The sequence below is a fragment of the Variovorax sp. 10N432 genome (genome assembly GCF_056394465.1).
This window is the reverse complement of sequence record NZ_JBFTHX010000034.1, coordinates 1-25,287: the sequence shown is the minus strand read 5'-3', so window position 1 is coordinate 25,287 and position 25,287 is coordinate 1. Positions and strand designations below refer to the sequence as shown.

General features: G+C 69.4%; 23 protein-coding genes. 7 read left to right on the top strand and 16 right to left on the bottom strand.

Annotated elements, in window-relative coordinates; all coding sequences use genetic code 11:
* Positions 1–41: 41 nt before the first annotated feature.
* Positions 42–851, top strand: a complete 810-nt coding sequence (amrB, locus tag AC1DF3_RS28465; RefSeq protein ID WP_478141592.1) for an AmmeMemoRadiSam system protein B — start codon at positions 42–44, stop codon at positions 849–851.
* Complete coding sequence (gene amrS / locus AC1DF3_RS28460) at positions 848–1,942, top strand: AmmeMemoRadiSam system radical SAM enzyme (RefSeq protein ID WP_478141591.1); 1,095 nt, start codon at positions 848–850, stop codon at positions 1,940–1,942. Before amrB ends, amrS begins: the two co-directional genes overlap by 4 nt.
* A gap of 11 nt (positions 1,943–1,953) precedes the next feature.
* Here the strand turns inward: amrS and AC1DF3_RS28455 are convergent, their stop codons facing one another.
* Together AC1DF3_RS28455 and AC1DF3_RS28450 are read right to left on the bottom strand one after the other, a co-directional pair.
* Positions 1,954–3,144 (bottom strand): saccharopine dehydrogenase family protein, encoded by a 1,191-nt coding sequence (locus tag AC1DF3_RS28455; RefSeq protein ID WP_478141590.1) that lies wholly within the window; start codon positions 3,142–3,144, stop codon positions 1,954–1,956.
* A 210-nt stretch (positions 3,145–3,354) separates the two neighbouring features.
* Positions 3,355–3,468, bottom strand: coding sequence for a hypothetical protein (locus tag AC1DF3_RS28450; protein ID WP_353506697.1), 114 nt, complete (start codon positions 3,466–3,468; stop codon positions 3,355–3,357).
* Positions 3,469–3,531: 63 nt separating this feature from the next.
* Here AC1DF3_RS28450 and AC1DF3_RS28445 point away from each other — a divergent pair, with 63 nt between their 5' ends.
* Genes AC1DF3_RS28445 through AC1DF3_RS28435 form a run of 3 tightly spaced genes read left to right on the top strand, consistent with a single transcriptional unit; the run spans position 3,532 to position 4,906 of the window.
* Positions 3,532–3,690: a hypothetical protein gene (locus AC1DF3_RS28445; RefSeq protein ID WP_478141589.1), complete on the top strand. Its 159-nt coding sequence runs from the start codon at positions 3,532–3,534 to the stop codon at positions 3,688–3,690.
* Entirely contained in the window at positions 3,687–4,079 is a 393-nt protein-coding gene (locus AC1DF3_RS28440; protein ID WP_478141588.1) for a RidA family protein, read from the top strand. The genes AC1DF3_RS28445 and AC1DF3_RS28440 overlap by 4 nt, the downstream gene beginning before the upstream one ends.
* A gap of 47 nt (positions 4,080–4,126) precedes the next feature.
* Positions 4,127–4,906: a cyclase family protein gene (locus AC1DF3_RS28435; RefSeq protein ID WP_286532391.1), complete on the top strand. Its 780-nt coding sequence runs from the start codon at positions 4,127–4,129 to the stop codon at positions 4,904–4,906.
* A 41-nt stretch (positions 4,907–4,947) separates the two neighbouring features.
* On the opposite strand, the gene AC1DF3_RS28430 is transcribed toward AC1DF3_RS28435, so the two are convergent.
* Genes AC1DF3_RS28430 through AC1DF3_RS28395 form a run of 8 tightly spaced genes read right to left on the bottom strand, consistent with a single transcriptional unit; the run spans position 4,948 to position 11,662 of the window.
* Positions 4,948–5,991 carry a LacI family DNA-binding transcriptional regulator gene (locus tag AC1DF3_RS28430; protein WP_286532390.1) on the bottom strand — a complete coding sequence of 348 codons (1,044 nt, stop codon included), beginning with the start codon at positions 5,989–5,991 and terminating at the stop codon, positions 4,948–4,950.
* Positions 5,988–6,968: a 2-hydroxyacid dehydrogenase gene (locus AC1DF3_RS28425; RefSeq protein WP_478141587.1), complete on the bottom strand. Its 981-nt coding sequence runs from the start codon at positions 6,966–6,968 to the stop codon at positions 5,988–5,990. The genes AC1DF3_RS28430 and AC1DF3_RS28425 overlap by 4 nt, the downstream gene beginning before the upstream one ends.
* Positions 6,965–7,915 carry a sugar kinase gene (locus AC1DF3_RS28420; RefSeq protein WP_478141586.1) on the bottom strand — a complete coding sequence of 317 codons (951 nt, stop codon included), beginning with the start codon at positions 7,913–7,915 and terminating at the stop codon, positions 6,965–6,967. The genes AC1DF3_RS28425 and AC1DF3_RS28420 overlap by 4 nt, the downstream gene beginning before the upstream one ends.
* 8 nt (positions 7,916–7,923) lie before the next feature.
* Complete coding sequence (locus tag AC1DF3_RS28415) at positions 7,924–8,661, bottom strand: sugar phosphate isomerase/epimerase family protein (RefSeq protein ID WP_478141585.1); 738 nt, start codon at positions 8,659–8,661, stop codon at positions 7,924–7,926.
* A 19-nt stretch (positions 8,662–8,680) separates the two neighbouring features.
* Entirely contained in the window at positions 8,681–9,454 is a 774-nt protein-coding gene (locus AC1DF3_RS28410; RefSeq protein WP_286532383.1) for an amino acid ABC transporter ATP-binding protein, read from the bottom strand.
* Between the two features lie 24 nt (positions 9,455–9,478).
* Positions 9,479–10,276 (bottom strand): transporter substrate-binding domain-containing protein, encoded by a 798-nt coding sequence (locus AC1DF3_RS28405; RefSeq protein WP_286524766.1) that lies wholly within the window; start codon positions 10,274–10,276, stop codon positions 9,479–9,481.
* A 45-nt stretch (positions 10,277–10,321) separates the two neighbouring features.
* Positions 10,322–10,975 (bottom strand): amino acid ABC transporter permease, encoded by a 654-nt coding sequence (locus tag AC1DF3_RS28400; RefSeq protein ID WP_478141584.1) that lies wholly within the window; start codon positions 10,973–10,975, stop codon positions 10,322–10,324.
* Positions 10,976–10,990: 15 nt separating this feature from the next.
* Entirely contained in the window at positions 10,991–11,662 is a 672-nt protein-coding gene (locus tag AC1DF3_RS28395; protein WP_286532378.1) for an amino acid ABC transporter permease, read from the bottom strand.
* Positions 11,663–11,808: 146 nt separating this feature from the next.
* Between AC1DF3_RS28395 and AC1DF3_RS28390 the strand changes: the two genes are divergently transcribed.
* The gene (locus AC1DF3_RS28390) at positions 11,809–13,512 is read left to right on the top strand and encodes a hypothetical protein (RefSeq protein ID WP_478141583.1); all 1,704 of its coding nucleotides are present in this window, start codon (positions 11,809–11,811) and stop codon (positions 13,510–13,512) included.
* Here AC1DF3_RS28390 and AC1DF3_RS28385 read toward each other — a convergent pair.
* A complete protein-coding gene (locus AC1DF3_RS28385) occupies positions 13,509–17,009 on the bottom strand; it encodes a patatin-like phospholipase family protein (protein WP_478141582.1) in 3,501 nt (1,166 codons plus the stop codon). The genes AC1DF3_RS28390 and AC1DF3_RS28385 overlap by 4 nt on opposite strands.
* A 154-nt stretch (positions 17,010–17,163) precedes the next feature.
* On the opposite strand from AC1DF3_RS28385, the gene AC1DF3_RS28380 reads away from it, so the two are divergent.
* Entirely contained in the window at positions 17,164–18,261 is a 1,098-nt protein-coding gene (locus tag AC1DF3_RS28380; protein WP_478141581.1) for an MBL fold metallo-hydrolase, read from the top strand.
* A 16-nt stretch (positions 18,262–18,277) separates the two neighbouring features.
* Here the strand turns inward: AC1DF3_RS28380 and AC1DF3_RS28375 are convergent, their stop codons facing one another.
* The 5 genes from AC1DF3_RS28375 to AC1DF3_RS28355 all read right to left on the bottom strand — a co-directional run bounded on the left by AC1DF3_RS28375 (position 18,278) and on the right by AC1DF3_RS28355 (position 25,012).
* Positions 18,278–18,457, bottom strand: a complete 180-nt coding sequence (locus AC1DF3_RS28375; protein ID WP_286524772.1) for a hypothetical protein — start codon at positions 18,455–18,457, stop codon at positions 18,278–18,280.
* An 11-nt stretch (positions 18,458–18,468) separates the two neighbouring features.
* Entirely contained in the window at positions 18,469–20,853 is a 2,385-nt protein-coding gene (gene parC, locus AC1DF3_RS28370) for a DNA topoisomerase IV subunit A (protein ID WP_478141580.1), read from the bottom strand.
* Positions 20,854–20,890: 37 nt separating this feature from the next.
* On the bottom strand, positions 20,891–21,748 hold the full coding sequence (locus AC1DF3_RS28365; RefSeq protein ID WP_478141610.1) for a lytic transglycosylase domain-containing protein: 858 nt from the start codon (positions 21,746–21,748) through the stop codon (positions 20,891–20,893).
* A 160-nt stretch (positions 21,749–21,908) separates the two neighbouring features.
* Complete coding sequence (locus AC1DF3_RS28360) at positions 21,909–22,988, bottom strand: PDDEXK nuclease domain-containing protein (RefSeq protein ID WP_478141579.1); 1,080 nt, start codon at positions 22,986–22,988, stop codon at positions 21,909–21,911.
* A gap of 26 nt (positions 22,989–23,014) precedes the next feature.
* On the bottom strand, positions 23,015–25,012 hold the full coding sequence (locus AC1DF3_RS28355; RefSeq protein ID WP_478141578.1) for a DNA topoisomerase IV subunit B: 1,998 nt from the start codon (positions 25,010–25,012) through the stop codon (positions 23,015–23,017).
* Between the last annotated feature and the right edge of the window lie 275 nt (positions 25,013–25,287).

Here is a 25,287-nt window from a genome sequence, read left to right as displayed (position 1 = left end):
CCGCAGCGGACGGTTCAAATTGGGCGGCTGGAGATCCGCCCATGCCTGCCGTTCGCCGCGCCGCTGTCGACGGCCTGTTCTACCCGGCCGCGCCCCCGGCGCTGCGCCAGCAGGTCGAACGCTGCCTGGGCGAGGCCGCTGACGACAACCACCATCGTGCTGGCGGGCCGCCGAAGCTCCTGATCGCACCCCACGCCGGCTACGCCTACTCCGGCGCGGTGGCCGCCGCGGCCTATGCCCTGCTCGGACGCGGGCGCCATGCCACGGTCACCCGTGTCGTGCTGCTCGGGCCCGCGCATCGGGTCTGGGTGGACGGCCTGGCCGCGCCCGACTGCGCCGCGTTCGAAACCCCGCTCGGGCGCACGGCGATCGATGCCGAAGCGCTCGCGAATATCGACGGCCTGCCGCAGGTGCTCCGCAGCGACCGGGCGCACGCCCAAGAGCATTCGATCGAGGTCCAGCTGCCCTTCCTGCAGAGCGTGCTCGGCGCCTTCTCGCTGGCACCGCTGGTGGTCGGCGACGCCGACCCGGAGGCGGTGGCTCGGGTCCTCGATCGGCTCTGGGGCGGGCCGGAAACCCTGATCGTGATCAGCTCGGACCTGTCGCACTATCTGCCCTACGCGCAGGCGCAGGCCGCGGACCGCGCGACCGTGCAGCGCATCCTGGACCTCGATGCCGGCCTCGCACCGCAGCAGGCCTGCGGGGCGGCGGCGATCAACGGCGCCCTGCGAGCCGCCCAGGCCCATGGGCTGGCGCCGCGACTGCTCGACCTGTGCAACTCCGGCGACACGGCGGGCGATCGCGACCGGGTGGTGGGCTACGCGGCCTTCGCCTTCGAGGAAGCGCCATGACCGACCTCGACACACGGACGGCCGGTTCGGCCCCTGCCCGCTGGTGGCACCGGCTCGACGACGGCCGCGTCCAGTGCGACCTGTGCCCGCGCGACTGCCGCCTGCACGAGGGTCAGCGCGGCCTGTGCTTCGTGCGCCAGCGTGTCGGCGACGCGATGGTGCTCACGACCCATGGCCGCAGCTCGGGCTTCTGCATCGACCCGATCGAGAAAAAGCCGCTCAATCACTTCCTTCCCGGCAGCAGCGTGCTGAGCTTCGGCACCGCGGGCTGCAACCTCGCGTGCAAGTTCTGCCAGAACTGGGACATCTCCAAGAGCCGCGAGCAGGACCGGCTCTCGGACAGCGCCTCGCCGCAGCGGATCGCCGAAGCGGCGCGCGCGAACGGCGCCTCGAGCGTGGCCTTCACCTACAACGACCCGGTGGTCTTCGCGGAGTACGCGATGGACACGGCCGACGCCTGCCACGCCATGGGCCTGCACAGCGTCGCGGTCACGGCGGGCTACATGCATGCCGAGCCACGACGCGACTTCTACGCCCGGATGGATGCGGCCAATGTCGACCTGAAGGGCTTCACCGAAAGCTTCTACTTCCGGCAGACCGGTGCCCACCTCGCGCCGGTGCTCGACACCCTGCTCTACCTGCGGCACGACACCGGCTGCTGGCTCGAGATCACGACGCTGCTGATTCCCGGACTCAACGACAGCGATGCGGAGATCGACGCCATGACGCGCTGGATCGCCGATCGGCTCGGCCTCGACGTGCCGCTGCATTTCACGGCCTTCCATCCCGACTACCGGATGCTCGACCTGCCGCCGACGCCGCCCGCGACGCTCAGGCGCGCCCGCAGCATCGCCCTGGCCAACGGCCTGCACCACGTCTACACCGGCAACGTGCACGACATCGAGGGCGGCACCACCTTCTGTGCGCAATGCCACGCGGTACTGCTGCGGCGCGACTGGTACGAGGTGCTGGATTGCCGGCTCGACGAACATGGCGCCTGCCCGGATTGCGGCACACCGGTCGCCGGCCGCTTCGGCACCGTCGCGCGCGCCTTCGGCCGCCGCCGCATCCCGGTGCGGCTGGCGGCCTGAGCGGCTCGCGTTCATGGCTGTGGCTGCTGGCGTGCGCGACGTCGCGGCTGGGGCGGCCAGGTATGAGCGAAGGCGGCGCCGCGATGCGGGCTGGCCGGCGCCGCGCAGCTGCCCGGTTCGCCGAGTGCGGCATAGCAGCTGCCGACGCGCGTGGCCAGGAAGTCCTCGAGCGCCGCCTGCTCCTGCCCCACGAAACCCCGCGCCGGCAGGCGGCCCGTGCGCAGCAGCTCGAACACGCCGACCACGCCCGCCGCGGTGGCGAGCTCGATCGCGGTGCGGTCCACGCCGCGCAGGCGGCCACCCTGGATGCGGGCCATGCGCGTCTCCTGTTCGAGGCGCCCGGCACGCAGGCCGGAGGCCGAGGCAAACACGATCACCACGTCTTCCCGGCTGTGCGGGACGGCGTGTTCCAGCACCTGCCGCAGCAGGTCGCGCCGCTCGGCCAGCCGCAGATCGCGCAGCAGCAGCGCCATCGCATCGCGGTGGCCCGGGTAGCGCAGCGTCTTGTAGTCGAGGTTGCGCACGCGGCCCGCCAGCGTCTCGCACAAAGTGCCGAGCCCGCCCGAGGTGTTGAAGGCTTCGTAGGTGTCGCCGTCGAGCACCAGGGTCTCGTACCCTTCGAGCGGCTGCGCCGACACCGGCTGGCCCTGCACGATGGCCGCGCACGGATGGCAGTACTCGTTGATCAGGCCGTCGATGCTCCAGGTGAAGTTGTAGCGCAGGCCGTTGGTGGCGTGGCGCGAGAGCGCACCGACGCGCAAGTGCAGGTCGTGCAGATCGTCGAAGCGGCCGGCGAGGTGCGCGCCCAGCATGCCGATCACGCCAGGCGCCAGGCCGCACTGCGGCATCAGCACGGTGTCGGCGCCGTCGGCCAGGCCACGGATGACGCGGGTGGCCGCGACATCCTCGGTCAGGTCGAGGTAGTGCGCGCCCAGCGCGCGTGCGGCGGCGGCGACGCGCCCGGCCTGCTGGAACGGCAGCGCGTTGATCAGCAGCTGATGCCCGGCCAATGCGGCCGCCAGTGTGGCGGTGTCCTCGACGTCGAGCACGGTGCGCCGGACCAGCGGGTCGTCCGGCGCGCGTCGCGGCGGGTCGCGGTCGGCGAGCGTGACCGGAATCCGGTGGTAGTCGGCCAGCATGTCGGCCACCGTGCCACCCACCTTGCCGGCGCCCAGCACCAGCACGTTGCGAATCGAGATCATCGGGTCCTCCCTTGCGGCATCGGATGAACCGACTCTAGGAGGCCTCGCGGTCGGGCGGAAGGCGCCATTGCGTCGACGGAGCGCCTCGCGCCGACGAAACGACGGCCTGGACGATCGAAAGGTCAGAGAAAAAGTTGGCGGCTTGTAAAGCCGTTGACATACGGCGCCCCGACCGGTTCCTACACTGGGCCGCCATCGACCCGGTTTCGATCACAAGACCACGGCCCGCTGCCTCAGCGCCTGCATCTCTCGAATCACGCAATGCGACTTGACCATCTCGATCACGCCCTGCGCCTGCAGCTGCATCAGCACGTTGGAGGTCATGACCCGGCTCAGGCCGGCGAGGTTGGCCTGCCGGTCGAATTCGTCGAGCAGTTCGACCGCGCGATGAAAAACGTCCTGGCGCAGCCCGACCTGCAGGAGAAGCTGGCCAAGATGGGCAACGAGGTCACGGCGGCACCCTCGAAGGAGGTCGAGCAGTGGGTGGTCGATGCCTCGCGCGGCTGGGGCAAGGTCATTCGCGATTCGGGGTTCAMGGCGCAATGAGCGCCGCCCCACGCACTTTCATCCAGAGCGGTTCACGCTGGGAAGAGCTGGCCGGGTACTCTCGCGCCGTCGTCGACGGCGACTGGGTCTTCGTCTCCGGCACCGTCGGCCAGGACTTCGCCAGCGGCGAGTTCCCGGACACGGCCGAGCGGCAATGCGAGCTGGCGCTGGACACCATCGAAGGCGCACTGGCGCAAGCGCAGGCCAGCCTCGCCGACGTGGTGCGGGTGCGGGTCTACGTGCCCGATCGCGCCGACGTGATCGCGGTCAGCGGCGTGCTCAAGCGCCGCCTGGGCGACAACCGGCCCGCCAACACGACCCTGTGCAGCGCACTGGCGGTCGAAGGCGCCAAGGTCGAGATCGAGGTCACGGCCCGGCGCCGGGCCTGAACGAACCAACGAACGAACGAATCTTTCCCACGGATAGGAAACCCCCGATGAGCATCCTGACCCACCTCGCCGCGGCCTTGCGCGATCGATCGATCCGCACGATCGACCTGACCCACACCCTGAGCGAAGAATTCCCGCCGCTGCAGCTGCCGCCGCAATTCGGCCAGGTCGCGGCATTCAAGATGGAGCGCATCTCGCGCTACGACGAAGCCGGTCCCGGCTGGTACTGGAACAACTTCACCTGCGGGGAGCACACGGGCACGCACTTCGACGCGCCCGCCCATTGGGTGACCGGCAAGGACCATCCGGGCAACACGGTCGACACCATCGACGCCGGCAACTTCATCGCGCCGGCGGTGGTGATCGATGCCAGCACCGAGGTGGCAGAGGATGCCGATTGGCTGCTGACGGTGGACTTCCTGCAGGCCTGGGAAGCGCGCCACGGCCGCATCCCCGAAGGCGCCTGGGTGCTGCTGCGCACCGACTGGTCCAAGCGCATCGCCGACCCGGCCGCCTTCGTCAACATGCGCGAGGACGGCGCCCACACGCCGGGGCCGACGCAGGAGGCGGTCGAGTGGCTGATCGGCCAACGCAGGGTGCACGGCTTCGGCGTCGAGACGATCAACACCGACGCGGGACAGTCGCATGGATGGCCGATGGCCTACCCTTGCCACACGCTGATGCACGGCGCGAACCGCTACGGGCTGCAATGCCTGAAGAACCTCGACCAACTGCCGCCGACCGGGGCACTGATCGTGTCGGCGCCGCTGAAAATCCAGGAGGGGTCGGGGAGTCCGCTGCGGGTGTTGGCGTTGGTCGAGGGTTGAGCGAGCCGCGGCGCCCGCCCGAATGCGCATGTCGCCCGGCCTCACCCCCCGCCCGACGACCCCCGCACCACCAGTTCCCCCGGCAGCAGCAGCTGCCGCGCCGGCCCCTCCAGCCCTCGCAGCCGCTCCAGCAGGCAGGCCGCCGCCGTCCGGCCGATTTCCTCGGTCGGCTGCGCGATGGCACTCAGGCCGGGCCCGATCAGCGGCGCCCATTCGGGATCGTCGAAACCCACGAAGCCGATGTCCTCGCCGAAGCGCAAGCCCAGCCGCGCCATCGCGGCGGCCACGCGCAGGGTCACGACCGCGTTGCCCGCCAGCACCGCCGCGCGCCTGCCGCGCTTCGCACGCTTGTGCAGGGCGCGCAGCGCCGCGTCGAGGCCATCACCGTCGTCACCCGTGGATTCGTACACCTCGCCGGCCACGCGCGGCTCGTGCGCCGCCACGCAGTCGCCGAAGGCCGCGGTCCGCTCGCGCCGCGAGCTCACGCCTTTCAGCGGCTCGGTGATGTAGAGCAGCTCGCGATAGCCGCCGTCGACCAGATGGCCGCAGGCCGCCTTCATGGCGGCGGCGTTGTCCAGCGAGACGAAATCGGTGTGCATGCCCGCATGGCGGCGGTCGACCAGCACCGCCGGCTTGCCGTGCAGCGCGTCGGCGTCGATCAGGCCGGCGCCGCGCCCGAGCGTGTTGAGGATGAAGCCATCGACCTGGTAGCCAGCCAGCGCATTGATCGCCTCGCGCTCGCGGTCGATGTCGTTGCCGAGGTTGAAAAGCATCACTAGGTAGCCGGCATCCTGGCAGGCCTTCTCGGCGCCACGCAGCACGGCCACCGAATAGGGATTGGTGATGTCGGCCACGATCAGGCCGATCAGGCGCGAACGGCCATGGCTCAGGGCCTGCGCCATCGGGCTCGGCGTGTAGGCCAGCTGGGTCACCGCCGCCTCGACACGGGCCGCGATGTCGGGGCTCAGCAGCCGCTCGCGGTGGTTCAGGAAACGCGACACCGTGGCCTTCGAGACGCCGGCCGCCTTGGCCACGTCGGCGATGGTGGCGCGCGCCGGCCGCGGCGCTGGGGCGGCGGCGCTCACGCGGAAGCGGTGTCGAAGACCGCCGCGGGGCGTTCGCCGGCGAGCGCCTGCAGCAGGTTGGTGGTCGCCAGCTCGGCCATGGCGTGCCGGGTCTCGTGCGTCGCCGAGCCGATGTGCGGCAGCGGCGTCACGCGCGGATGGGTGCGCAGCGGCGACGCCGCCGGCAGCGGCTCGGTCGCGAAGACATCGAGGCCGGCGGCCCGCAACGTGCCGTGATCGAGCGCCGCCAGCAGCGCGTCTTCCTGCACGGTGGCACCCCGCCCGCCGTTGATGAAGACCGCGCCCGGTTTCATCGCAGCGAAGAAGCTCGCATCGATCATCCCGCGCGTGCTGTCCGAAAGCGGCAGCATCGCGACCACGAAATCGGCGCCCGCCAGCAGTTCGGCGAGCGGTGCGTGGACGGCCCGGCCCTGCAGCTCGGGCGCCTGCGCCGCGAGGTCGACCGGCCGGCGTGCGTGGTACAGCACGGGCATGCCGAAGCCCAGCGCAGCGCGGCGGGCGATGGCCTGCCCGATGCGGCCGAAGCCCAGCAGGCCCAGCGTCTTGCCATGGACATCGAAGCCGAACAGGTCTTCGCCGATGTTCTTCGTCCACGCGCCGTCGCGCACCAGGTTGGAGAGTTCGACGACCCGGCGGCTGGTGGCCATCAGGAGCGCGAACACGGTATCGGCCACGGTCTCGTCGAGCACGCCCGGCGTATGGCACAGCAGGATCCCGCGCGCGTGCAGCGAGGCCAGTGCGTAGTTGTCGACGCCGACCGAGACGCTGGACACGACTTCGAGCCGCGGCGCGCGCGCCAGCAGCGCATCGTCGACCGGAAAGCTGGAACCGATCAGGCCATGGGCCAGCGGCAGCGCGGCGTCGAAGGCGGCGCGCTGCGAGCGCGGATCGGCGACCGTGACCTCATGGGCGGCCTGCAGCCGCGCCAGTTGATCGTCGGGCAACTCGCGAAAGACGAGGATGTTCTTGCGTGTCACAGGCCGGTCTCCTCAAGTTGGGCGCGCGTCGGCAGGCCTTCGGTGTCGCCGAGCACCTGCACCGCGCGGGCGCCGATCCAGGCACCGCGGCGCACCGCCTCGGGCACCGTCCGGCCTTCGAGCAACGCACTGACCACGCCGGCCGCGAAGCCGTCGCCGGCGCCCACGGTGTCGACGATCTCCTTGACCGGGAAGCCGTCGACGCGTCCGGTGCCGGCCACGTCGCTGTCGTAGTAGGCGCCTTCGGCGCCGAGCTTCACGACCACCAGCTTCGCGCCGAGCTGGCGATAGAAGCGCGCCACGCCCTCGGGCGTCGTCTCGCCGGTGAGGAACAGGCCCTCCTCCATGCCGGGCAGCACCCAGTCGGCGCGCGACGCCAGGTCGTTGATCCAGTGCCGCATGGTCTCGGGCGACGCCCACAGCGTCGGCCGCAGGTTGGGGTCGAAGGAGATCGTGCGGCCGGCCTGGCGCATCACGTCCATGCTCTTGATCGCGGCCTGCAGGCTGGTGTCGGAGATGGCCGCGAACACGCCGGTCGCGTGCAGGTGGCGCGCCGAGCGCAGCCAGGCTTCGTCGACGTCGGCCGGCCCCATGTGGCTGGCGGCCGAGCCCTTGCGGTGGTATTCGACCGGCGGGTCGCTGCCGTCCGTCACGCGGCCCTTGAACTGGAAGCCGGTGCGCTGCGTCGCATCGCAGATCACGTGCGAGCAGTCGATGCCCTCGCCCTGCATGGTCGCCAGCAGCGCGCGGCCCATCGAGTCGGTGCCGAGCCGGCTGGCCCAGCCGACCTTCAGGCCGAGGCGCGACAGGCCGATCGCGACATTGGTCTCGGCGCCCGCGGTGCGCTTGTGGAAGGCGGTGGCGTTTTCGATCGGGCCGGGCCGGTCGGCCACCAGCAGCAGCATGGCTTCGCCGAACAGCGCGACATCGAAGGCGGATGGGGTCATGGCAGTGGTCACAGGGAGCGGATGTGGGCGACCTGGTCGCGCGTGACGGCCAGCAGGTCGTCGCCGATCAGCGGATATTCGATGGCACGCGGCACGTCGGCCGGCAGCGCCCGCAGCACGGCGCGCCAGGGCGCCACCGAATCGGCCAGCGGCACGGCGACCCACTTGGCGGGCAGCCGCTGCGCGCCCTTGCAATGCACGTAGCGCACCCGCCGGCCCAGGGCCTGGGCCGCCTGCAACGGGCATTCGCCCACCCAGTGCCAGTTGCCCATGTCGAAGGTCATTCCGAGCTCGAGGCCAGCGCGGTCGGCGGCGTCGAAGAAGGCCTGCATCGCGGGCAGGGACCCGGCCGAGACGGTCTGGTCGTTCTCGATCACGAGCTCGATCCGGGTCTCGGCCAGCTGCACCTTGAGCCCCCACAGCGAGCCGTGCGAGCCTGGGCCGAAGTCGCCGATCGACATCTTGAGCCGGCGGGCGCCGAGCGTCGTGGCGGCGGCGATGCCGCGGCCGAGCGCCGCGCTGTCGAGCCATCCGCCCTCGGCCCAGAGGCCCTCGGGGCTGGAATAGACCGAGGCCAGGCCGGCCATCGCGGGCAGTTCGGAGGCCGGGTCGCGCAGCAGTTCGCCGCGCACCTCGACGCTGTCGGCGCCGGCGGCACGCGCCAGCTGCGCGCACCAGAGCTGGCCATGGCGCCCGGTCTCTGCGGCGCCGAAGGAGGAAAGGGAAATCAGGACGGGCGGCGGCATGGCGATGAGGGCGGGCGCTTCAATGCGCTTGATGGGAGCTGAGGATCTGGCCCAGGAACTGGCGGGTCTTCTCGTTTTTCGGATTGCCGAAGAATTCTTCCGGCGGCGCCTGCTCGACGATCTTGCCGTCGGCCATGAAGATCACGCGGTCGGCCACGCTGCGCGCGAAGCCCATCTCGTGCGTCACGCACAGCATGGTCATGCCGTCTTCGGCCAGGCCGATCATGGTGTCGAGCACTTCCTTGACCATCTCGGGGTCGAGCGCCGAAGTGGGCTCGTCGAACAGCATGATCTTGGGCGCCATGCACAGCGCGCGCGCGATCGCCACCCGCTGCTGCTGGCCGCCCGAGAGCTGGCTTGGGTACTTGTGGGCCTGCTCCGGGATGCGCACCCGCGTCAGGTACTTCATCGCCACCTCTTCGGCCTCGGTCTTGCTCATGCCGCGCGAGCGCATCGGCGCCAGCGTGCAGTTCTGCAGGATCGTGAGATGCGGGAACAGGTTGAACTGCTGGAACACCATGCCGACCTCGGCGCGCACCGCGTCGACGTTCTTGCCGCCGGCCGTGAGGTCGATGCCGTCGACCACGATCTTGCCCTGCTGGACCGTCTCGAGCCGGTTGATGCAGCGGATCAAGGTCGACTTGCCCGAGCCCGAGGGCCCGCAGATCACGATGCGCTCGCCGGTGCGCACCGACAGGTCGATGCCGGTCAGCACCTGGAAGCTGCCGTACCACTTGTTCACCGCGTCCATGCGGATGATGGGGTCGGCGGCGGTCGCGACTGCGTCAGTCATGGATGTTCCCTGGAGTTGTCCGGCTTACTGCAGCTTCGGCAGGTCGGTCTGCAGCCACTTCTGGTAGAGCTTGTTCAGCTCGCCGTTGGCCGAGTTCTTGGCCACGAAGTCGTTGACGTTCTTGAGCAGGTCGTCCTGGCCCGGGCGCATCGCGATGCCCATGTTCTGCTGCACCAGGTTGAACTTGTTCTCGAAGGTGTTCGGCGGCACGCGCTTGGCGATCTGCGCGGCGACCGTGGTCGAGGCGCCGATGGCGTCGACCTGCCCCGACATCAGCGCCTGCATGGCCGAGGCGTCGTCGTCGAAGCGGCGGATCTCGGTGCCTTCGGGCGCGGCCTTGGTCACGGCCACGTCCTGCGTGCTGGCGCGAGCCACGCCCACGCGCAGGCCCTTCAGGTCGGCCGCGCTCTTGATCGGCGTGCCGGTCTTGCCGTACAGCACGATGGTCGCCGCCGCGTACGGCTGCGAGAACTGCACCTGCTTGGCGCGCTCGGGCGTGATCGCCAGCGAGGCGACCAGCAGGTCGACCTTGTTGGTCAGCAGGAAGGGGATGCGGTTCGGGCCGGTGACCGGCACGATGTTGGCCTTGACGCCCCACTCCTTGGCCAGCAGCTTGGCGACGTCGGCGTCGTAGCCGTCGGGCTGGTTCTTGGCGTCGGTGGTGCCGTAGGGCGGAAAGTCGACCAGCATGCCGATCGTGATCTCGCCCTTCTTCTTGATGTCGGCCACGCTTTGGGCCGAGGCGAAGGGCGCGAAGGCGGTCAGTGCGGCGCCCAGGCCGAGGGCTGCGAGGGCAGCGCGGCGGGTGGTGGAACGGATCATGTCAGGTCTCCTAGGTTGAGGACTGGAATCGAAGAACGGAAAAACTCAGCGGGCCAGCGCGCGGGCGCGCTTTCGCTCCATGCGCGTGGCCAGCAGCGACAGCGGCCAGCAGATGACGAAGTACAGCGCCGCCACGGTGCTGAACACATGCAGCGGCTGGAAGGTGGCGTTGTTGATGATCTGGCCGGCCCGCGTGATCTCGGTGAAGCCGATGATGGCCGCCAGCGAGGTGCCCTTGATGATCTGCACCAGGTAGCCCACGGTCGGCGGCAGCGCGATCTTGAAGGCCTGCGGCAGCACCACGTCACGCATCCGCGCGCCGTAGTGGAGGTTCAGCGCCTCGGCCGCCTCCCATTGGCCGCGCGGAATCGCCTCGATGCAGCCGCGCCAGATCTCGCCCAGGAAGGCGGCGCTGTTGAGGATCAGCGCCACCCCGGCGGCGATCCACGGATTGATCTCCAGCCCCAGCACCGGCGCGCCGAAGAAGATCAGGAACAGCTGCAGCAGCAGCGGCGTGCCCTGGAACACCTGGATGAATCCGGTCGACAGCACGCGTGCCGCCTTGTTGTCGGAGGTGCGCGCCAGCGCGATCGCGAGGCCCAGGACCGCGCCGCCGACGAAGGCGATCGCCGACAGCGCCAGCGTCCACTGGGCCGCTTCGAGGATGAACAGGAATTCGGGGAAGCCGAAGGTACGCATGGTTGGGGCCTGTCCTTAGCGCCGGTCCGGATAGTTGAGGGTGCGCCGGTAGATCAGCTTGAACAGCGCCGAGAACGCCAGCGACAGCGCCAGGTAGATACAGGCAACCACGATGTAGATCTCGAAGCTGCGGAAGGTCTGCGACTGCAGGTTGGCCGCCACCGAGGTCAGGTCGTCGGCCGAGATGACCGACACCACGGCCGAGCTCAGCATCAGCAGGATGAACTGGCTCGTGAGCGCCGGGTAGATCGCCTTCAGCGCCGGCTTGATGATCACGAAGCGGAAGATCTCCCAGGGCTTGAGGTTGAGCGCCCGGCCGGCCTCGATCTGGCCCTTGGGGATCGACTCGATGCCGGCCCGCACGATCTCGGCCGCGTAGGCGCCGAGGTTCACCACCATCGCGGTCAGCGCCGCGGTGTAGGGCGACCAGCGCAGCCCGATGGCCGGCAGGGCGAAGAAAAAGAAGAACAGCTGCACCAGGAACGGCGTGTTGCGGATGACCTCGATGTAGGCATTGACGACGAAGCGCAGCCAGGCCGGCCCGGAGGTCTTGCCCCAGGCGCAGAAGACCGCCACCACCAGGCCCAGCAGCGTCGCCACCAGCGACAGCTGGATCGTGATCCAGGTGCCTTTCAGCAGCAGGGGCCAGGCGGCGAAGACGGCATCGAACTGGAATTGGTAGTTCACGGGGGGCGTCGATTCGAAGGCGGGTTCGGGTTGGTGCATCCCCGCAGTCGAAAGACTTCATCGGGGGGCAGCGAAGTATATTTGAAACCGGTTTCAGCACCATCCTAGGGATTCCCCTAGGTCGCGGCGATGCCTACACTGGCGCCATGCCTATCACCGAATTGGCGGACGCCGAAGCGGAGCTTTCCGGCGCAGTTGCAGCACCTGACGTGCAGCACCTGCGTCAAACCCTTCTCTGGCCGCTGCGACTGATGCCGACCCATCAGCCGCGCCATGCGCAGCGCGGCCCGTGGCAGGTGCTGCGGGACCTGGGCGACGCCTCGCCCTGGCGCGAGGAAATCGACGAATACACCGGCGCCAGCGACCGCTTCCACGAGCGCCACTACAACGAGTTCGTGAGCTTCCTGCCCTACGTGCAGCGCTTCCTCTACGGCGATGGCCGCAAGGGCCGCGCGGCCGGCGGCGCCAACGGCGGCGATTCGCCGATGCGCGTGTTCCGCCGCAGCGACGTGGCGGCGGTGCGCGTGGTGGCGCGTCCCGGCACGCCGCCGATCACCCTCGAGGTGGTGCATGTCGACCTCTACTTCTTCTTCGATGTCGATGTCGTGATGCTCAACGTCGAGGTCGGCGCCGACCGGCTGAGCCTCGCGCAGGCGCACGAGGTGCTCTATCGCTTCGGCCGCGCCTACCCCGGCGGCTGGGACGCGCAGGGCCACGCGCTGCACTGCATGAGCAGCGTCGAGTGGCTGGCGGCCGACGGCAGCGTGCTGGCGGCGTCGGACGCGCAGCAGCGCGAGGCCTTCCTGTCGCACGTGGCCGAGCACCGCGCGCCGCGCCTGGCCGCGCACTGGGCCTGGCTCATGCGGCCGCTGGTCAGCGACCATTCGGAAGAAGCCGGCGCGCTGCGCTTTCGCCAGATCGAGTACTACCGCATGCCCGTGATGGCCTATCTGGCACTCGACGATCCGCGGCAGCTGTCGCGCAACGACTTCATCCGGCTGGCGCTGGTGACCGGCGCCGCCGAGCCGGCCACCACCGGCGGCGGACCGCTGCCCTATGCCGACGAGCTGGTGCAGGACTTCGAGCAGCGCTATTGCTACGACCGCTTCTGGGTCGATGCCGGCGCCGCGCCGCGCACCCGCTACCTGTGCAACGGCCGCGCCCTGATCGTCGTCGGCGACGCCCGTGCCGACTACTTCTGCTGCCGCGACCGCGGCGTGCTGGCGCAGTTCCGCCACCAGCACTTCCTGCTGTTCGTGATCGCGCATTTCCAGAAGGCGGCGCTGCTGATGTACTCGGACCGCCTGGTCGAAGCCTTGCGCATGCTGGACGTCAACGACGTCGCCAGCGTCAAGCGCTTCAAGCGCGCGATCCGCGCCAGCTTCGAGGGCTTCCTGCGTTTCACGCACCGCTACTGGTTCCACGAGATCTCGGAGCAGGCGCAAGTGCGCGCACTGTTCCAACTGTGCACCACCCACCTCGGGCTCGATCCGCTCTACGACGAGGTCAAGGAGCGCATCGCCGACATGAACACCTACCTCGAGGCCGACAGCCTGCGCCGGCAGGCCAACACGGTGGTGCGGTTGACGGTGGTCACGCTGTTCGGCCTGATCGGCACCATCACGACCGGCTTCCTCGGCATGAACCTGCTGGCGGAAGCCGATGCGCCGTTGTGGCGCAAGCTGCTGTGGTTCGGCATCGTCTTCGGATTCACCACCTGGCTCACGGTCTACACCATGGTCAAGTCGAAGCGGCTGTCGGACTTCATCGATGCGCTGTCCGACGAGCGCAATACGCTGCGCGACAAGTTCGGCGTGCTGGCGCGGGTCTGGCGCCCCGGCTCCGACTAGGACGTACTCGCCACCCCATCCCTGACCCGCGGCAGCCAGACTTCGATCGCCGCCGGATCCGTCAGGCCCGGGCGCGGCAGCAGCCGGATCGCCCAGGGCTGGCCGGTCGGCGACTCGGCGGTCTCGGTCAGGGCTTCAGCGCAGGCACGCGCGGACTCGTCGCGGATGACGACGGTCGGCACCGGATGCCCCACCGGCGGCGCCCGGCCGGCGCGCCGCGAGGTGCTCAGCACGTCCTCGATCGGCGGCACCGAGGCGCCCAGTTCGCGCCACGGGCCGCGCCAGGCGCGCGCCTTGTCGCGCAGGCCGGTGCCATAGGTCAGGATGTAGACCACCGTGCCCTCGCAGGCATCGGCCGCGATCGGCGTGGCCGGCCCGCGGGTGTCGTCGGGCGACGGCGCGGCGGTCGGCGGCGGCGCGCTCGCGACCCGGTCGCCGGCCCCGAATCCGGCAACGCGGTCGCGCAGCCAGACGGCAAGCTGGAAGGGCTGCGGCAAGGTGCCGCTGCAGTTCTGCTTGGAGCCGGTCTGGCCGCTGTAGTCGCGGGCCCAGTAACGCGGCGCGCACGGCGGAGCCTGCGCCGGCTGCAGGCAGTCGATGCCGTTGCCGGGATCGAGCAGTCGCGCGCACGCCGGCGAGCGCTGGCCCGCAGCCTCGCCCGCGCAGGCCTGCTTGGCATCGTCCACCATCCGCACCGAGAGCCGGAACTTGGCCATGAAGTTGTCGCTGCCCTCGCGGCACAGCAAGTCCCCGGTGCGCAGCAGTTCGGCCGCCAGCAGGGCCGGCGCATCGCCGCCCCCGCCGCCGCCGTGCAGGCGGGCCCAGCGCTCGGTGAGGTCCTTGAAGGCGCTGTTCTCGGACTTCTCCTGGTCGGCGCGCTGGGCGCGCCAGCTGTCGATGCCCTGCCAGGCGGCGACGCCGAAGGTGGCGGCGGTGCCGATGCCGATCGATGCCGTCACCGCACCGGCCTTCAGCACCCGCGCCTGCAGCCGGCTCATCGAGCCCACGGCGGCCGCCGCGGCGCTGTCCTTGTCGCCCGGCTTGACGCCGCGGGCGCTCGAATCCGGCTGGCCGTCGTCGAGCATGAACAGGCCAGGCGCACCCTGCGCCACGTGCTCGAGCATCTCCTCGTCGAGCCGGAAGCCGATCTCCGAGCCGAGCCGGAAGTAGCTCTCCCACTGCGCCTCGTCGAAGAACTGGTCGGTGGTCGGCTGCTGCGGGAACAAGGGGTTCGCGGCCTTGAAGTTGACCAGGTCGACCGGCAGCGAGGCCGACACATTGGGCTTGACCAGCACGATCTGCCCGGTCTGGCCGCTCGCGTAGCGCACCTGCGCCAGCGCCAGGCAGGCCTGGCTGGTCGGCGAGGCCAGGTCGTTGAGCGAGCCGAAGGCGCCCAGGTGCGTCCATTCGGCATCCGGGCGCGGCTTCATGAAAGTGATCTCTGCGTTGAGGTCGATGCGGGCGCGCCGGATCAGGACCTCGAGATCGCAGAAGCGGTAGTCCGGATCGGCGCCGCAGTCGGCGATCACGATCAAGGCCGCCTCCTGCCGCAGCAGCGCGTAGGCGCCGGTGTTCTCGAAATGGCCGCCGTCGCTCAAGTACCAGTTGGCCGAACTGCTGCCCGGAAAGGCGCCGAAGCATTCGAGCAGCAGGAAGCGGGTCTTCATGAGAAGCGGGCTCGCATGCACCACCGCGCCGTGCTGGACGATCCCGGCCCCGGCGCTGTTCCACCAGTAGCCCAGCCGCAGGCCCGCGAACAGCGACAGCGCCGAGATGCCGCGCTTGGTCAGGCGGCCCAGCCCCGGGGCGAAGGCCGCGCCCGAGATCGCCATCCAGCCGCCGAGCGTCAGCGCACCGTCGCCATGCGCCTGCGCCCAGGGCGCGCCGCCGGCCTGCATCCAGCCCAGAGGGCCGATGGTCAGCGGCTGGCTCTTGCGGTCGCGGTTGAAGAGCCTTTCCTTGGTGTCGTGCGTCTGGTTGATGCAGACGTTCGCCAGGTGCACCGGACCGCCATGGGCGTGCGGCGCGTAGCGCAATTGCGAGATGTCGTCGTGCGGGTCGACCTCGCCCACCGGCACCTGCGGCGGCTCCAGGCCCGACACCTTGTCGGTCGGCTGCGCGCCGAGCCGCCGCGCATTGGCGGCCCCGAGGTAGCCGCGCACGATCCGCGCCTTGTAGAACATGTGCAGCGACGACGCATTGAGAAAGGCGAAGTTGCGCCCGGTCGCCAGCGCGTAGACACCGATGATCACGGCGATGGTGCCGAGCCAGGCCCAGCCGCGCATGAAGTCCAGCCCGGCCGGCGTGAAGACCGGCAGCAGCACCGCCGCATAGACCACGCCGATCCACCAGGCCGCGAGGCAGAAGGCCAGCACCAGCCCGAGCAGGCTGGCCAGGGTCAGCATCACGGTCTTGCCGATGCCGGGCAGTTCCTGCCGGTGCGACAGCAGCATCGGCAGCACGCCGCGCAGCGCCGCGGCCGCCACCAGCAGCACCGCGCCATAGGAGACCCGCTGCTGCTGGCCCTCGGCGGCCAGCCACCAGGCGCTGCGGTCGAGCAGGCCCAGCATGACGATCAGCAGCGCGGTGTTGAGCACCGAGGCCAGCCGGTCGGTCAGCTCGTTGCGCAATTCGGCCGGCGACCGCCGCCTGCTTCGGTACAGCACCCACAGCAGCGCGATCACCCAGCAGGCCGCGAAGGCCTCGAAGCTGGGCGCCAGCCACGGCGGCCCGCTGAAGCGCAGCATCAGTTCGGGCGCGACGAAGGCGGCCCCGATGCCGAGCGCCAGCCACATCGCGACCTGCAGCAGCATCGACGAGGTCGATGGCTTGTCGTGCACCGACCAGTAGGCGCAGGCCAGCACCACCGAGGCGAGGAAGGGCCCGACCAGCGTGAACCACAGCGTCGGCCACAGCGTGGCCCACTCGACGGCCAGGCGCATGAACTGCGCGGCATCGATCTGGGTGCTTCGCACCACCGCGTCGGGCGGCACGCTGTTGAGGTCGACCGCACGGAACACTGCATCCCAGAGCAGCAGGTTGGTGGCCGCCAGCACCATGCCGATGAGGCTGGCGGCGATCGCCAGTTCGATGTGGGTGGCCAGGAGGTTGCGCAGGTACAGCGCGGTCGCGAACAGGGTGTCGCGCATGCCGCCCGGGATCAGGTAGCGGCCGTTGGCGCGCAGCCACCAGCCGAAGCGGGCGCGGTCGACGTCGCCGAGCGCGCTCTCGATCGCGCGCACCTCGTCCGCCGACTTCGCGTTGGTGCACAGCCGCCCGAGCGCAGCGCCGATGTAGCCGCCACCCGAGACGGTCGACATCAGGTCGAACTTGAGCAGTTGCCGCCGCACCGCCAGCGCCTTCAGCAGGCCCAGGCAGAAGGTGGCGCTGCGGATGCCGCCACCCGACAGTGCCAGGCCCCAGGGCCGTCGGCCATCGTCGGCGCCATGCAGGGCGCGTCGACGCTCGGCGACCAGCTTCTGGATGGTCTCGTCCATTCGGCTCCTCGTCGTTCAATGCAATATTTCACGCCTGCGGCGGGGTATCAATGGCTCGAACGGCCTATGCCGGAGCCCCGGGAACGGCACGAGGGCGCCGCATTGGTTAAGCTCGCGGCGCCCCGGCCTGCCCCTTTTTCCGGAAATCCCTCCCATGACCACTGCGCTCTCCCGTGCCGCGACTGCCGCCCTGGCACTGGCGGCTTGGACGCTGCTCGCCGGCTGCGCGAGCCGCGTCCAAGCCTGCGAGAGCCCCTACGCCGCTTCGCCCCAGTTCAAGGACTGCGGTTTCAGCAACCCGCCGAACCCGGACGCCCTGCCCTCCGCCGGCAGCTGGAAGATCTGGTCGCGCTTCCTCCTCGAAGCCAAGACCGGCACCGTGCCGACCGACCCGATCCCGGTGCAGGCACTCGACGGCGCCCAGCTCTCGGCGCTCGATCCGCAGGCCAACCACCTGGTGCGCCTGGGCCACTCGTCGCACCTGCTCAAGCTGCAGGGCCGGTACTGGCTGATCGATCCGGTGTTCAGCGAACGGGCTTCGCCCTTCCAGTGGCTCGGCCCGCGCCGCTTCCACCCACCGCCGATCGCGCTCGAACAGTTGCCGCCGATCGCCGGGCTGATCCTGTCGCACGACCACTACGACCACCTCGACACCGCCACCATCGGCTACCTGGCGCAGCGGGTGCAGCGCTACTTCGTGCCGCTGGGCGTCAAGGCGCGGCTGGTCGAGCTCGGCGTGCCGGCCGAGCGGGTCACCGAGCTCGACTGGTGGCAGCAGGCGCAGTTCGACGGCGTCGAGCTCACCGCGACCCCGGCACAGCATTTCTCCGGCCGCACGCTGAACGACCGCGACCGGACGCTGTGGGCGTCGTGGGTGATCCAGAGCGGCGGCCAGCGCATCTTCTACAGCGGCGACTCGGGTTATTTCAAGGGCTTTCGCGAGATCGGCGAGCGCTTCGGCGGCTTCGACCTGGCGATGATGGAGAACGGCGCCTACGACGCCTACTGGCCGGCGGTCCACATGACGCCCGAACAGAGCGTGCAGGCCTTCGAGGACCTGCGCGGCAAGGTCCTGTTCTCGGTCCACAACAGCACCTTCGACCTCGCGTTCCACACCTGGCACGATCCGCTGGACCGCATCGCCGACCTGGCGCAGGCGCGAAGCATCACGCTCGCCACGCCGGTGATCGGCGAGGTGCTGACGATCGGCCGTCCGCGCACCAACGTGCGCTGGTGGGCGGGGTTGAAGTAGCAGCGCCTGTCGAGCCTCAGCGCTTCTGCTGCCGCTCTCGCGCCCGCCGCACCTGCCGGCTCTGCCCGGCCTCGGCCGCCGCGCGCGCCTGGTCGGCCTTCTTCTGGCGCCGCCGCTTCGACAGCCAGCGCCCCAGGGCGAAGCTCGCCAGGCCGCTGAGCAGCGCGATCACCAGCCCGATGATTCCGATTTCCATCCGCGGCTCCGCTACAGCACGCGCACGACGGCCGAGGGCTTGAACCCGAGGTCGGCCGCCTTGCCCTTGCGCGCACGGGCGCCGCGGGCGTTGTTGAGCGTGCGGATCTCCAGCGTCTCCTCGCGCTCCTTGCCGCCGCGGCCGATGCCCTCGATCTTCACGCTGCGCGTGTAGGCCGCGGCACCGGCGAGCGTGTCCTTGGCCTCGAGGTCGATCAATGTCAGTCCGCGCCCGCCCTTCGGCAGCGCCTTGAGTTCGCCGATCTCGAAAGTCAGGATGCGGCCGCCGGTCGAGGCGCAGGCCACGTGAGTCGCCGCCGGCATCGGCTCGGCGCCGCCGGCCCCGCCGACCAGCGAAGGCCGGCACAGTTGCTCGCCCTCGCCGACGTCGATGAAGGCCTTGCCGCCGCGCTGGCGCGAGACCATGTTCTCGACCGCCGCGATGAAGCCATAGCCGCCGGTGTTCGCGAGCAGCAGGCTCGCACCGAGCGGGCCCGCGAAGTAGTGCGCCACGTGCGTGCCGCTGTCGAGGTCGATCAGGGTCGTCACCGGCTGTCCGTCGCCGCGCCCGCCCGGCAGCGATGCCACCGGCACGCTGTAGACCCGCACGCCCTTGTCCTTGGCGGTGCCGAAGACCAGCAGCGTGTCGACCGAGCGGCATTCGAAGGCACCGTACAGCGCATCGCCCGACTTGAAGCTGTACTCCGGCGCCGCGGCACCGGCGGCGCGCTCGCTGGCCCAGCCCTTCTGCGTGCGGACCCAGCCCTTCTGCGAGACGATCACGGTCACCGGCTCGTCGACCACGCGCACCTCGGCCACGGCGCGCTTCTCGGCCTGGATCAGGGTGCGGCGCGCATCCTCGAAGCTCTTGGCGTCGGCCTCGATCTCCTTCACCAGCAGGCGGCGCAGCGCCGCCGGGCTGGCGAGGATGTCCTCGAGCTTCTTCTGTTCCTCGCGCAGGCCCTTGAGCTCCTGCTCGATCTTGATCGCCTCCAGCCGCGCCAGCTGGCGCAGCCGGATCTCGAGGATGTCCTCGGCCTGCCGGTCGCTCAGGTTGAAGCGCGCGATCAACGCCGCCTTCGGGTCCTCCGCCGCGCGGATGATCGCGATCACCTCGTCGATGTTGAGCAGCACCAGCTGCCGCCCCTCGAGGATGTGGATGCGGTCCTGCACCTTGCCCAGCCGATGCCGTGAACGCTTCTCGACCGTGATCTCGCGGAAGGCGATCCACTCGTTGAGCATCTGGCGCAGCGACTTCTGGGTCGGCTTGCCGTCGATGCCGACCATCGTCAGGTTGATCGACGACGAACTCTCCAGCGAGGTCTGCGACAGCAGCATCGTCGTGAACTCGTCCTGGCTGATGCGCGAGGTCTTGGGTTCGAACACCAGCCGCACCGGCGCGTCCTTGCTCGACTCGTCGCGCACCACGTCGAGCAGCGACAGCACCGCGGCCTTCAATTGCGTCTGTTCGGCCGACAGCGCCTTCTTGCCGGCGCGGATCTTGGGGTTGGTGAGTTCCTCGATCTCTTCGAGCACCTTCTGCGAGCTGACGCCCGGCGGCAGCTCGTTGACCACCAGCTGCCATTGCCCGCGCGCCAGTTCTTCGATCTTCCAGCGGGCCCGCACCTTGAGCGAGCCCCGCCCCGTGCGGTAGGCGTCGGCGATGTCGGCCGCGCTGCTGATGATCTGCGCGCCGCCCGGATAGTCCGGCCCCGGCACCAGGGCGAACAGCTCCTCGTCGGTCAGCTTGCCGTTGGCCTTGATCAGCGCCACGCAGGCGTCGGCGACCTCGCGCAGGTTGTGGCTCGGGATCTCGGTCGCCAGGCCGACCGCGATGCCGCTGGCGCCGTTCAGCAAAGTGAACGGCAGCCTGGCCGGCAACAGCCGCGGCTCCTCGGTCGAGCCGTCGTAGTTCGGGATGAAGTCGACCGTGCCTTCGTCGATCTCGTCGAGCAGCAGGCTGGTGATGCGGGCCAGCCGCGCCTCGGTGTAGCGCATCGCCGCGGCGCCGTCGCCGTCGCGGCTGCCGAAGTTGCCCTGGCCGTCGACCAGCGGGTAGCGCTGCGAGAAATCCTGCGCCATGCGCACCAGCGCGTCGTAGGCGGCCTGGTCGCTGTGCGGATGGAAGCGGCCGAGCACGTCGCCGACCACGCGCGCACTCTTCACCGGCTTGGCGCCGACGGTGCCGTTGGCGCCGCCGAAGCCGAGCCCCATGCGCGACATCGAATAGAGGATGCGCCGCTGCACCGGCTTCTGGCCATCGCTGACATCCGGCAAGGCGCGGCCCTTGACCACGCTCAGCGCGTATTCGAGATAGGCGGTCTGGGCATAGTCGGCCAGCGTCAGCGCGCCATCGTCTTCGGGGCTCTGCAGATCGAGCGAAGGTTGGGAATCCATGGGAGAAAAAGAAGCGAAAAGAAGAAGTTTTCGAGGTTCAGGGCGCCACCGGGGCGCCGGGTTCAACGGCCGCCGGCGGCGGCAGGTCGGGCAATTCCGGCATCTGAGGCATGCGCGACCGGTCGGACGGCATGTTGCCACGTCCGAGGGCGCCGCCCTTGGGCACCGCCAGTTCCATGTGGATGCGGCCGGCCGACCTGCCGCCGCGCCCCAAGGCCGCCGAGGGCTTCAGGTACGCGTAGAGCTGCAGCACGGTCGTCACGTAGTTCTGGGTTTCGCGGTAGTTGGGAATCTTGTTGCCGGCACGCTGCACGGCGCCCTCGCCGGCGTTGTAGGCCGCCAGCGCGAGTTCGATCCGGCCCGGGAACATCGCGATCAGGTCGCGCAGGTAGCGCGATCCGGTGGCGATGTTGACGCGCGGATCGAAGAGCTTGGTTTCGATCGACGCCCGCTTGTCCGCCGCCACGCCGTAGCGCTGGGCGGTCGCTGGCATCACCTGCATCAGGCCGAGCGCGCCCTTGGGCGACACCGCCTGCGCATCGAAGCCGGATTCGGTCGCGATCAGGGCCTGCAGCAGTTCGTAGTCGATGTCGTGCTTGCGCGAGGCATCGCGCAGCGCCGACTTCGCCACCTTGTAGCCCGGCGAAGCCTCGACCAGCGCCACCAGGGCCTGCGAGGCGCGCGGCGCCTTGCCGTCGGCGGCGCCCCCACGGCGCAGCGGCGCCAGGCCATTCGCCGTGTCGAAGCTCTGGCCGCCGCGAAAGAACAGCTGGTAGCGCTCGTCGAGCTTCTCGGCCGCGAAGTGGGCGCCGCCCTTCTCGTCGATGTAGCCGTAGATGTCGGCGGCGCAAGCCGGTTGCGCGGCCAACCCCAGCGCCAATACGAACGCCGACATCGGGCTCAGAAGCAGTCCGGGAAGTCTCAACGAGATCACCATCGCGCACTATGACTTCGACCAGGGCTGCCATGAGCGGGCACTGCGTCACAAATTGTTTTCTCGAGGGCCGTCAACCGATCAGCGATGGGTCTGCCCCATCGCGCAGCGAAACCTTCCGTCATCGGTGATCCTTGCGCCGCGCGTCCAATTCGCGACGCGTGCGGGCCAACTCATCCGCCAACAATTGCTCATTCGGCAGCACCGTCAGGTATTCCGCCGCCAGAACCTTGTTCGGCAGTCCGTCCAGCGCGTAATGTGCCTCGGCCGTGCCCTTTTCTGCGCAAAGAATCAGCCCCACGGGTGGGTTTTCGCCAGGCTTCATCCAATGCGCGCGCGCATAGTTGAGATAGAGATGCATCTGCCCGGCATCGGCATAGCTGAACTTGCCGACTTTGAGGTCGATCACCAGCAGGCACCTGAGCCGGCGGTGAAAGAACAACAGATCGATGCGAAACCAGCTGTCGTCGATGCGCAGCCGGCGTTGGCGGCCGACGAAAGCGAAGTCATCGCCCAATTCCAGCAAGAAGTCGGCCAGATGCCTGGTCAACCCATCTTCGAGATCGGACTCGGAATATTCGTCCTTGAGATTCAGAAACTCCAGAACGAACGGGTCCTTGATGGCCTGCTCAGGCGTCATGAGGTCCCCAGGCTCGGCAACCTCGCCTTGCCGAAGCATGACCGCCTTGTCGCGCGACAGCGCGGCACGTTCGTAGAACTGACTGCCGATCTGTCGATCGAGCTGACGCACGCTCCAACCGCTGCGCAGGGATTCGGTCTCGTAAAAGGCGCGAGCCTGCTCGTTCTTGACCGAAAGCAAGCGAACGTACGCAGACCAAGGCAGCGGAAACACCAGAGCAAGCGCCGCCAGATCGGATTTCGCAGACGCTGTCTGCGAAATGTGCGAAGCAGGCCACGCGAGGTAGAACAGCCGCATCTGCTCGAGGTTCCGCTCCGAGAAGCCTCTGCCGAAACGCGAAGACAGATCGGCTGACAAGCGCTTGAGCAGGAACTGCCCGTAGGCCGCCCGATCCTGCCCGCCCTGTTCGAACTCGATGATGCACCGGCCGATCTCCCAGTACGTCGCCGTCATCAACGCATTGACGCTGCGGGCCGCGGCGCGCCGGGCCATTTCCAGCAGCGCAACGATGTCGCCGTGGATGCCGCTATAGTCCACGCCGACCGGGCTTGGATCCGTCATTTCAGGTTGTACTGCAGGACGCTTCGCTAGATGTCAACTTCCACGTCGTCCGCGCGCAGCTCCATCAGTTCACGCCGCGCCGCCGCCTCGCCCTTGCCCATGAGCTTGGTGATCTCGCCCTCGGTGCCCTGGGTGTCGAAGCGCCCGAGCCGCACCTGCAGCAGCCGCCGCGTATCGGGGTTGAGCGTGGTTTCCCACAGCTGCTCGGCGTTCATCTCGCCCAGGCCCTTGAAGCGGCTGATGCTCCAGGCGCCTTCGCGCACGCCGTCCTTGCGCAGCTTGTCGAGGATCGCCGTGAGTTCGCCCTCGTCGAGCGCGTAGACCTTGGAGGCCGGCTTCTTGCCGCGCGCCGGCGCATCGACCCGGAACAGCGGCGGCTTCGCCACATACACGTGGCCGGCCTCGATCAGCTTGGGGAAATGGCGGAAGAACAGCGTCAGCAGGAGCACCTGGATGTGCGAGCCGTCGACGTCCGCATCGCTGAGGATGCAGACCTTGCCGTAGCGCAGGCCCGACATGTCGGGCGTGTCGTTGGGTCCGTGCGGATCGACGCCGACCGCCACCGAGATGTCGTGGATCTCGGTGTTGGCGAAGAGCCGGTCGCGTTCGACCTCCCAGGTGTTCAGCACCTTGCCGCGCAGCGGCAGGATGRCTTGGCTCTCCTTGTCGCGGCCCATCTTGGCGCTGCCACCGGCCGAGTCGCCCTCGACCAGGAAGACCTCGTTGTGCGCCGTGTCCTTGCTTTCGCAGTCGGTCAGCTTGCCGGGCAGCACGGCGACGCCGGAGCCCTTGCGCTTCTCGACCTTCTGGCCGGCCTTCTGCCGCGTCTGCGCGGCCTTGATGGCCAGTTCGGCCAGCTTGCGCCCGTAGTCGACGTGCTGGTTCAGCCACAGCTCGAGCGCCGGGCGCACGAAGCTCGACACCAGCCGCACCGCGTCGCGCGAGTTGAGTCGCTCCTTGATCTGGCCCTGGAACTGCGGGTCGAGCACCTTGGCCGACAGCACGTACGAGGCCCGCGCGAACACGTCCTCGGGCAGCAGCTTGACGCCCTTGGGCAGCAGCGAATGCAGCTCGATGAAGCTCTTGACCGCATTGAACAGGCCGTCGCGCAATCCGCTTTCGTGGGTGCCGCCGGCACTGGTCGGGATCAGGTTGACATAGCTCTCGCGCACCGGCTGGCCGTCCTCCGTGAAGGCCACGCACCAGTCGGCGCCCTCGCCTTCGGCGAAGTTGTCGGCGTTCTTGTCGGCATGGCCCGCGCCTTCGAACAGCGGGATCACCGGATCGCCGTTGAGCGTCTGCATGAGGTAGTCACGCAGGCCGCCCTTGTAGAGCCAGGTCTGGGTCTCCTTGGTCTTCTCGACCACCAGCGTGACCGTGACGCCCGGCATCAGCACCGCCTTGCTGCGCAGCAGGTGGGTGAGTTCGTTGATCGGCAGCGCGGCGGATTCGAAATACTTCGGATCGGGCCAGGCGCGCACCGTGGTGCCCTGGCGGCGGTCGCGCGCGCCCTCGCCGTTCGAGGCCGCGGCGCTCTCCTGGGGCCGGACCTTGAGCTGCTCGACGACGTCGCCGGCCGAGAACGCGAGCTGCGCCACCGAGCCTTCGCGGTACGAGGTCACTTCGAGCCGGGTCGACAGGGCGTTGGTCACCGACACGCCGACGCCGTGCAGGCCGCCCGAGAAGCTGTAGGCGCCGCCCGATCCCTTGTCGAACTTGCCGCCCGCGTGCAGCCGGGTGAACACCAGCTCGACCACCGGCGCCTTTTCTTCCGGATGCAGCCCGAACGGAATGCCGCGGCCGTCGTCCTCGACGCTGACCGAGCCGTCGGCGTGGAGCACGACCTTGATCTTCTTGCCATAGCCCGCGAGCGCCTCGTCGGCCGCGTTGTCGAGCACTTCCTGAATGATGTGCAGCGGGTTGTCGGTGCGGGTGTACATCCCCGGCCGCTGCTTGACGGGCTCGAGGCCCTTGAGGACGCGAATCGAGGATTCGCCGTAACTGCCTGGTTCCTTGCTTGCCATGGCGGCGGATTCTAGGCCCCCACGCTCCCCCACTTCGTGTGGGTCGCTGCCCCCCGAGGGGGTGCGGTCCGCCTTGGGGCGGCCCGGCGGCGGACCAGGCCCCCACGCTCCCCCACTTCGCGTGGGTCGCTGCCCCCCGAGGGGTGCGGTCCGCCTTGGGGCGGCCCGGCGGCGGACCAGGCCCCCACGCTCCCCCACTTCGYGTGGGTCGCTGCCCCCCGAGGGGTGCGGTCCGCCTTGGGGCGGCCCGGCGGCGGACCAGGCCCCCACGCTCC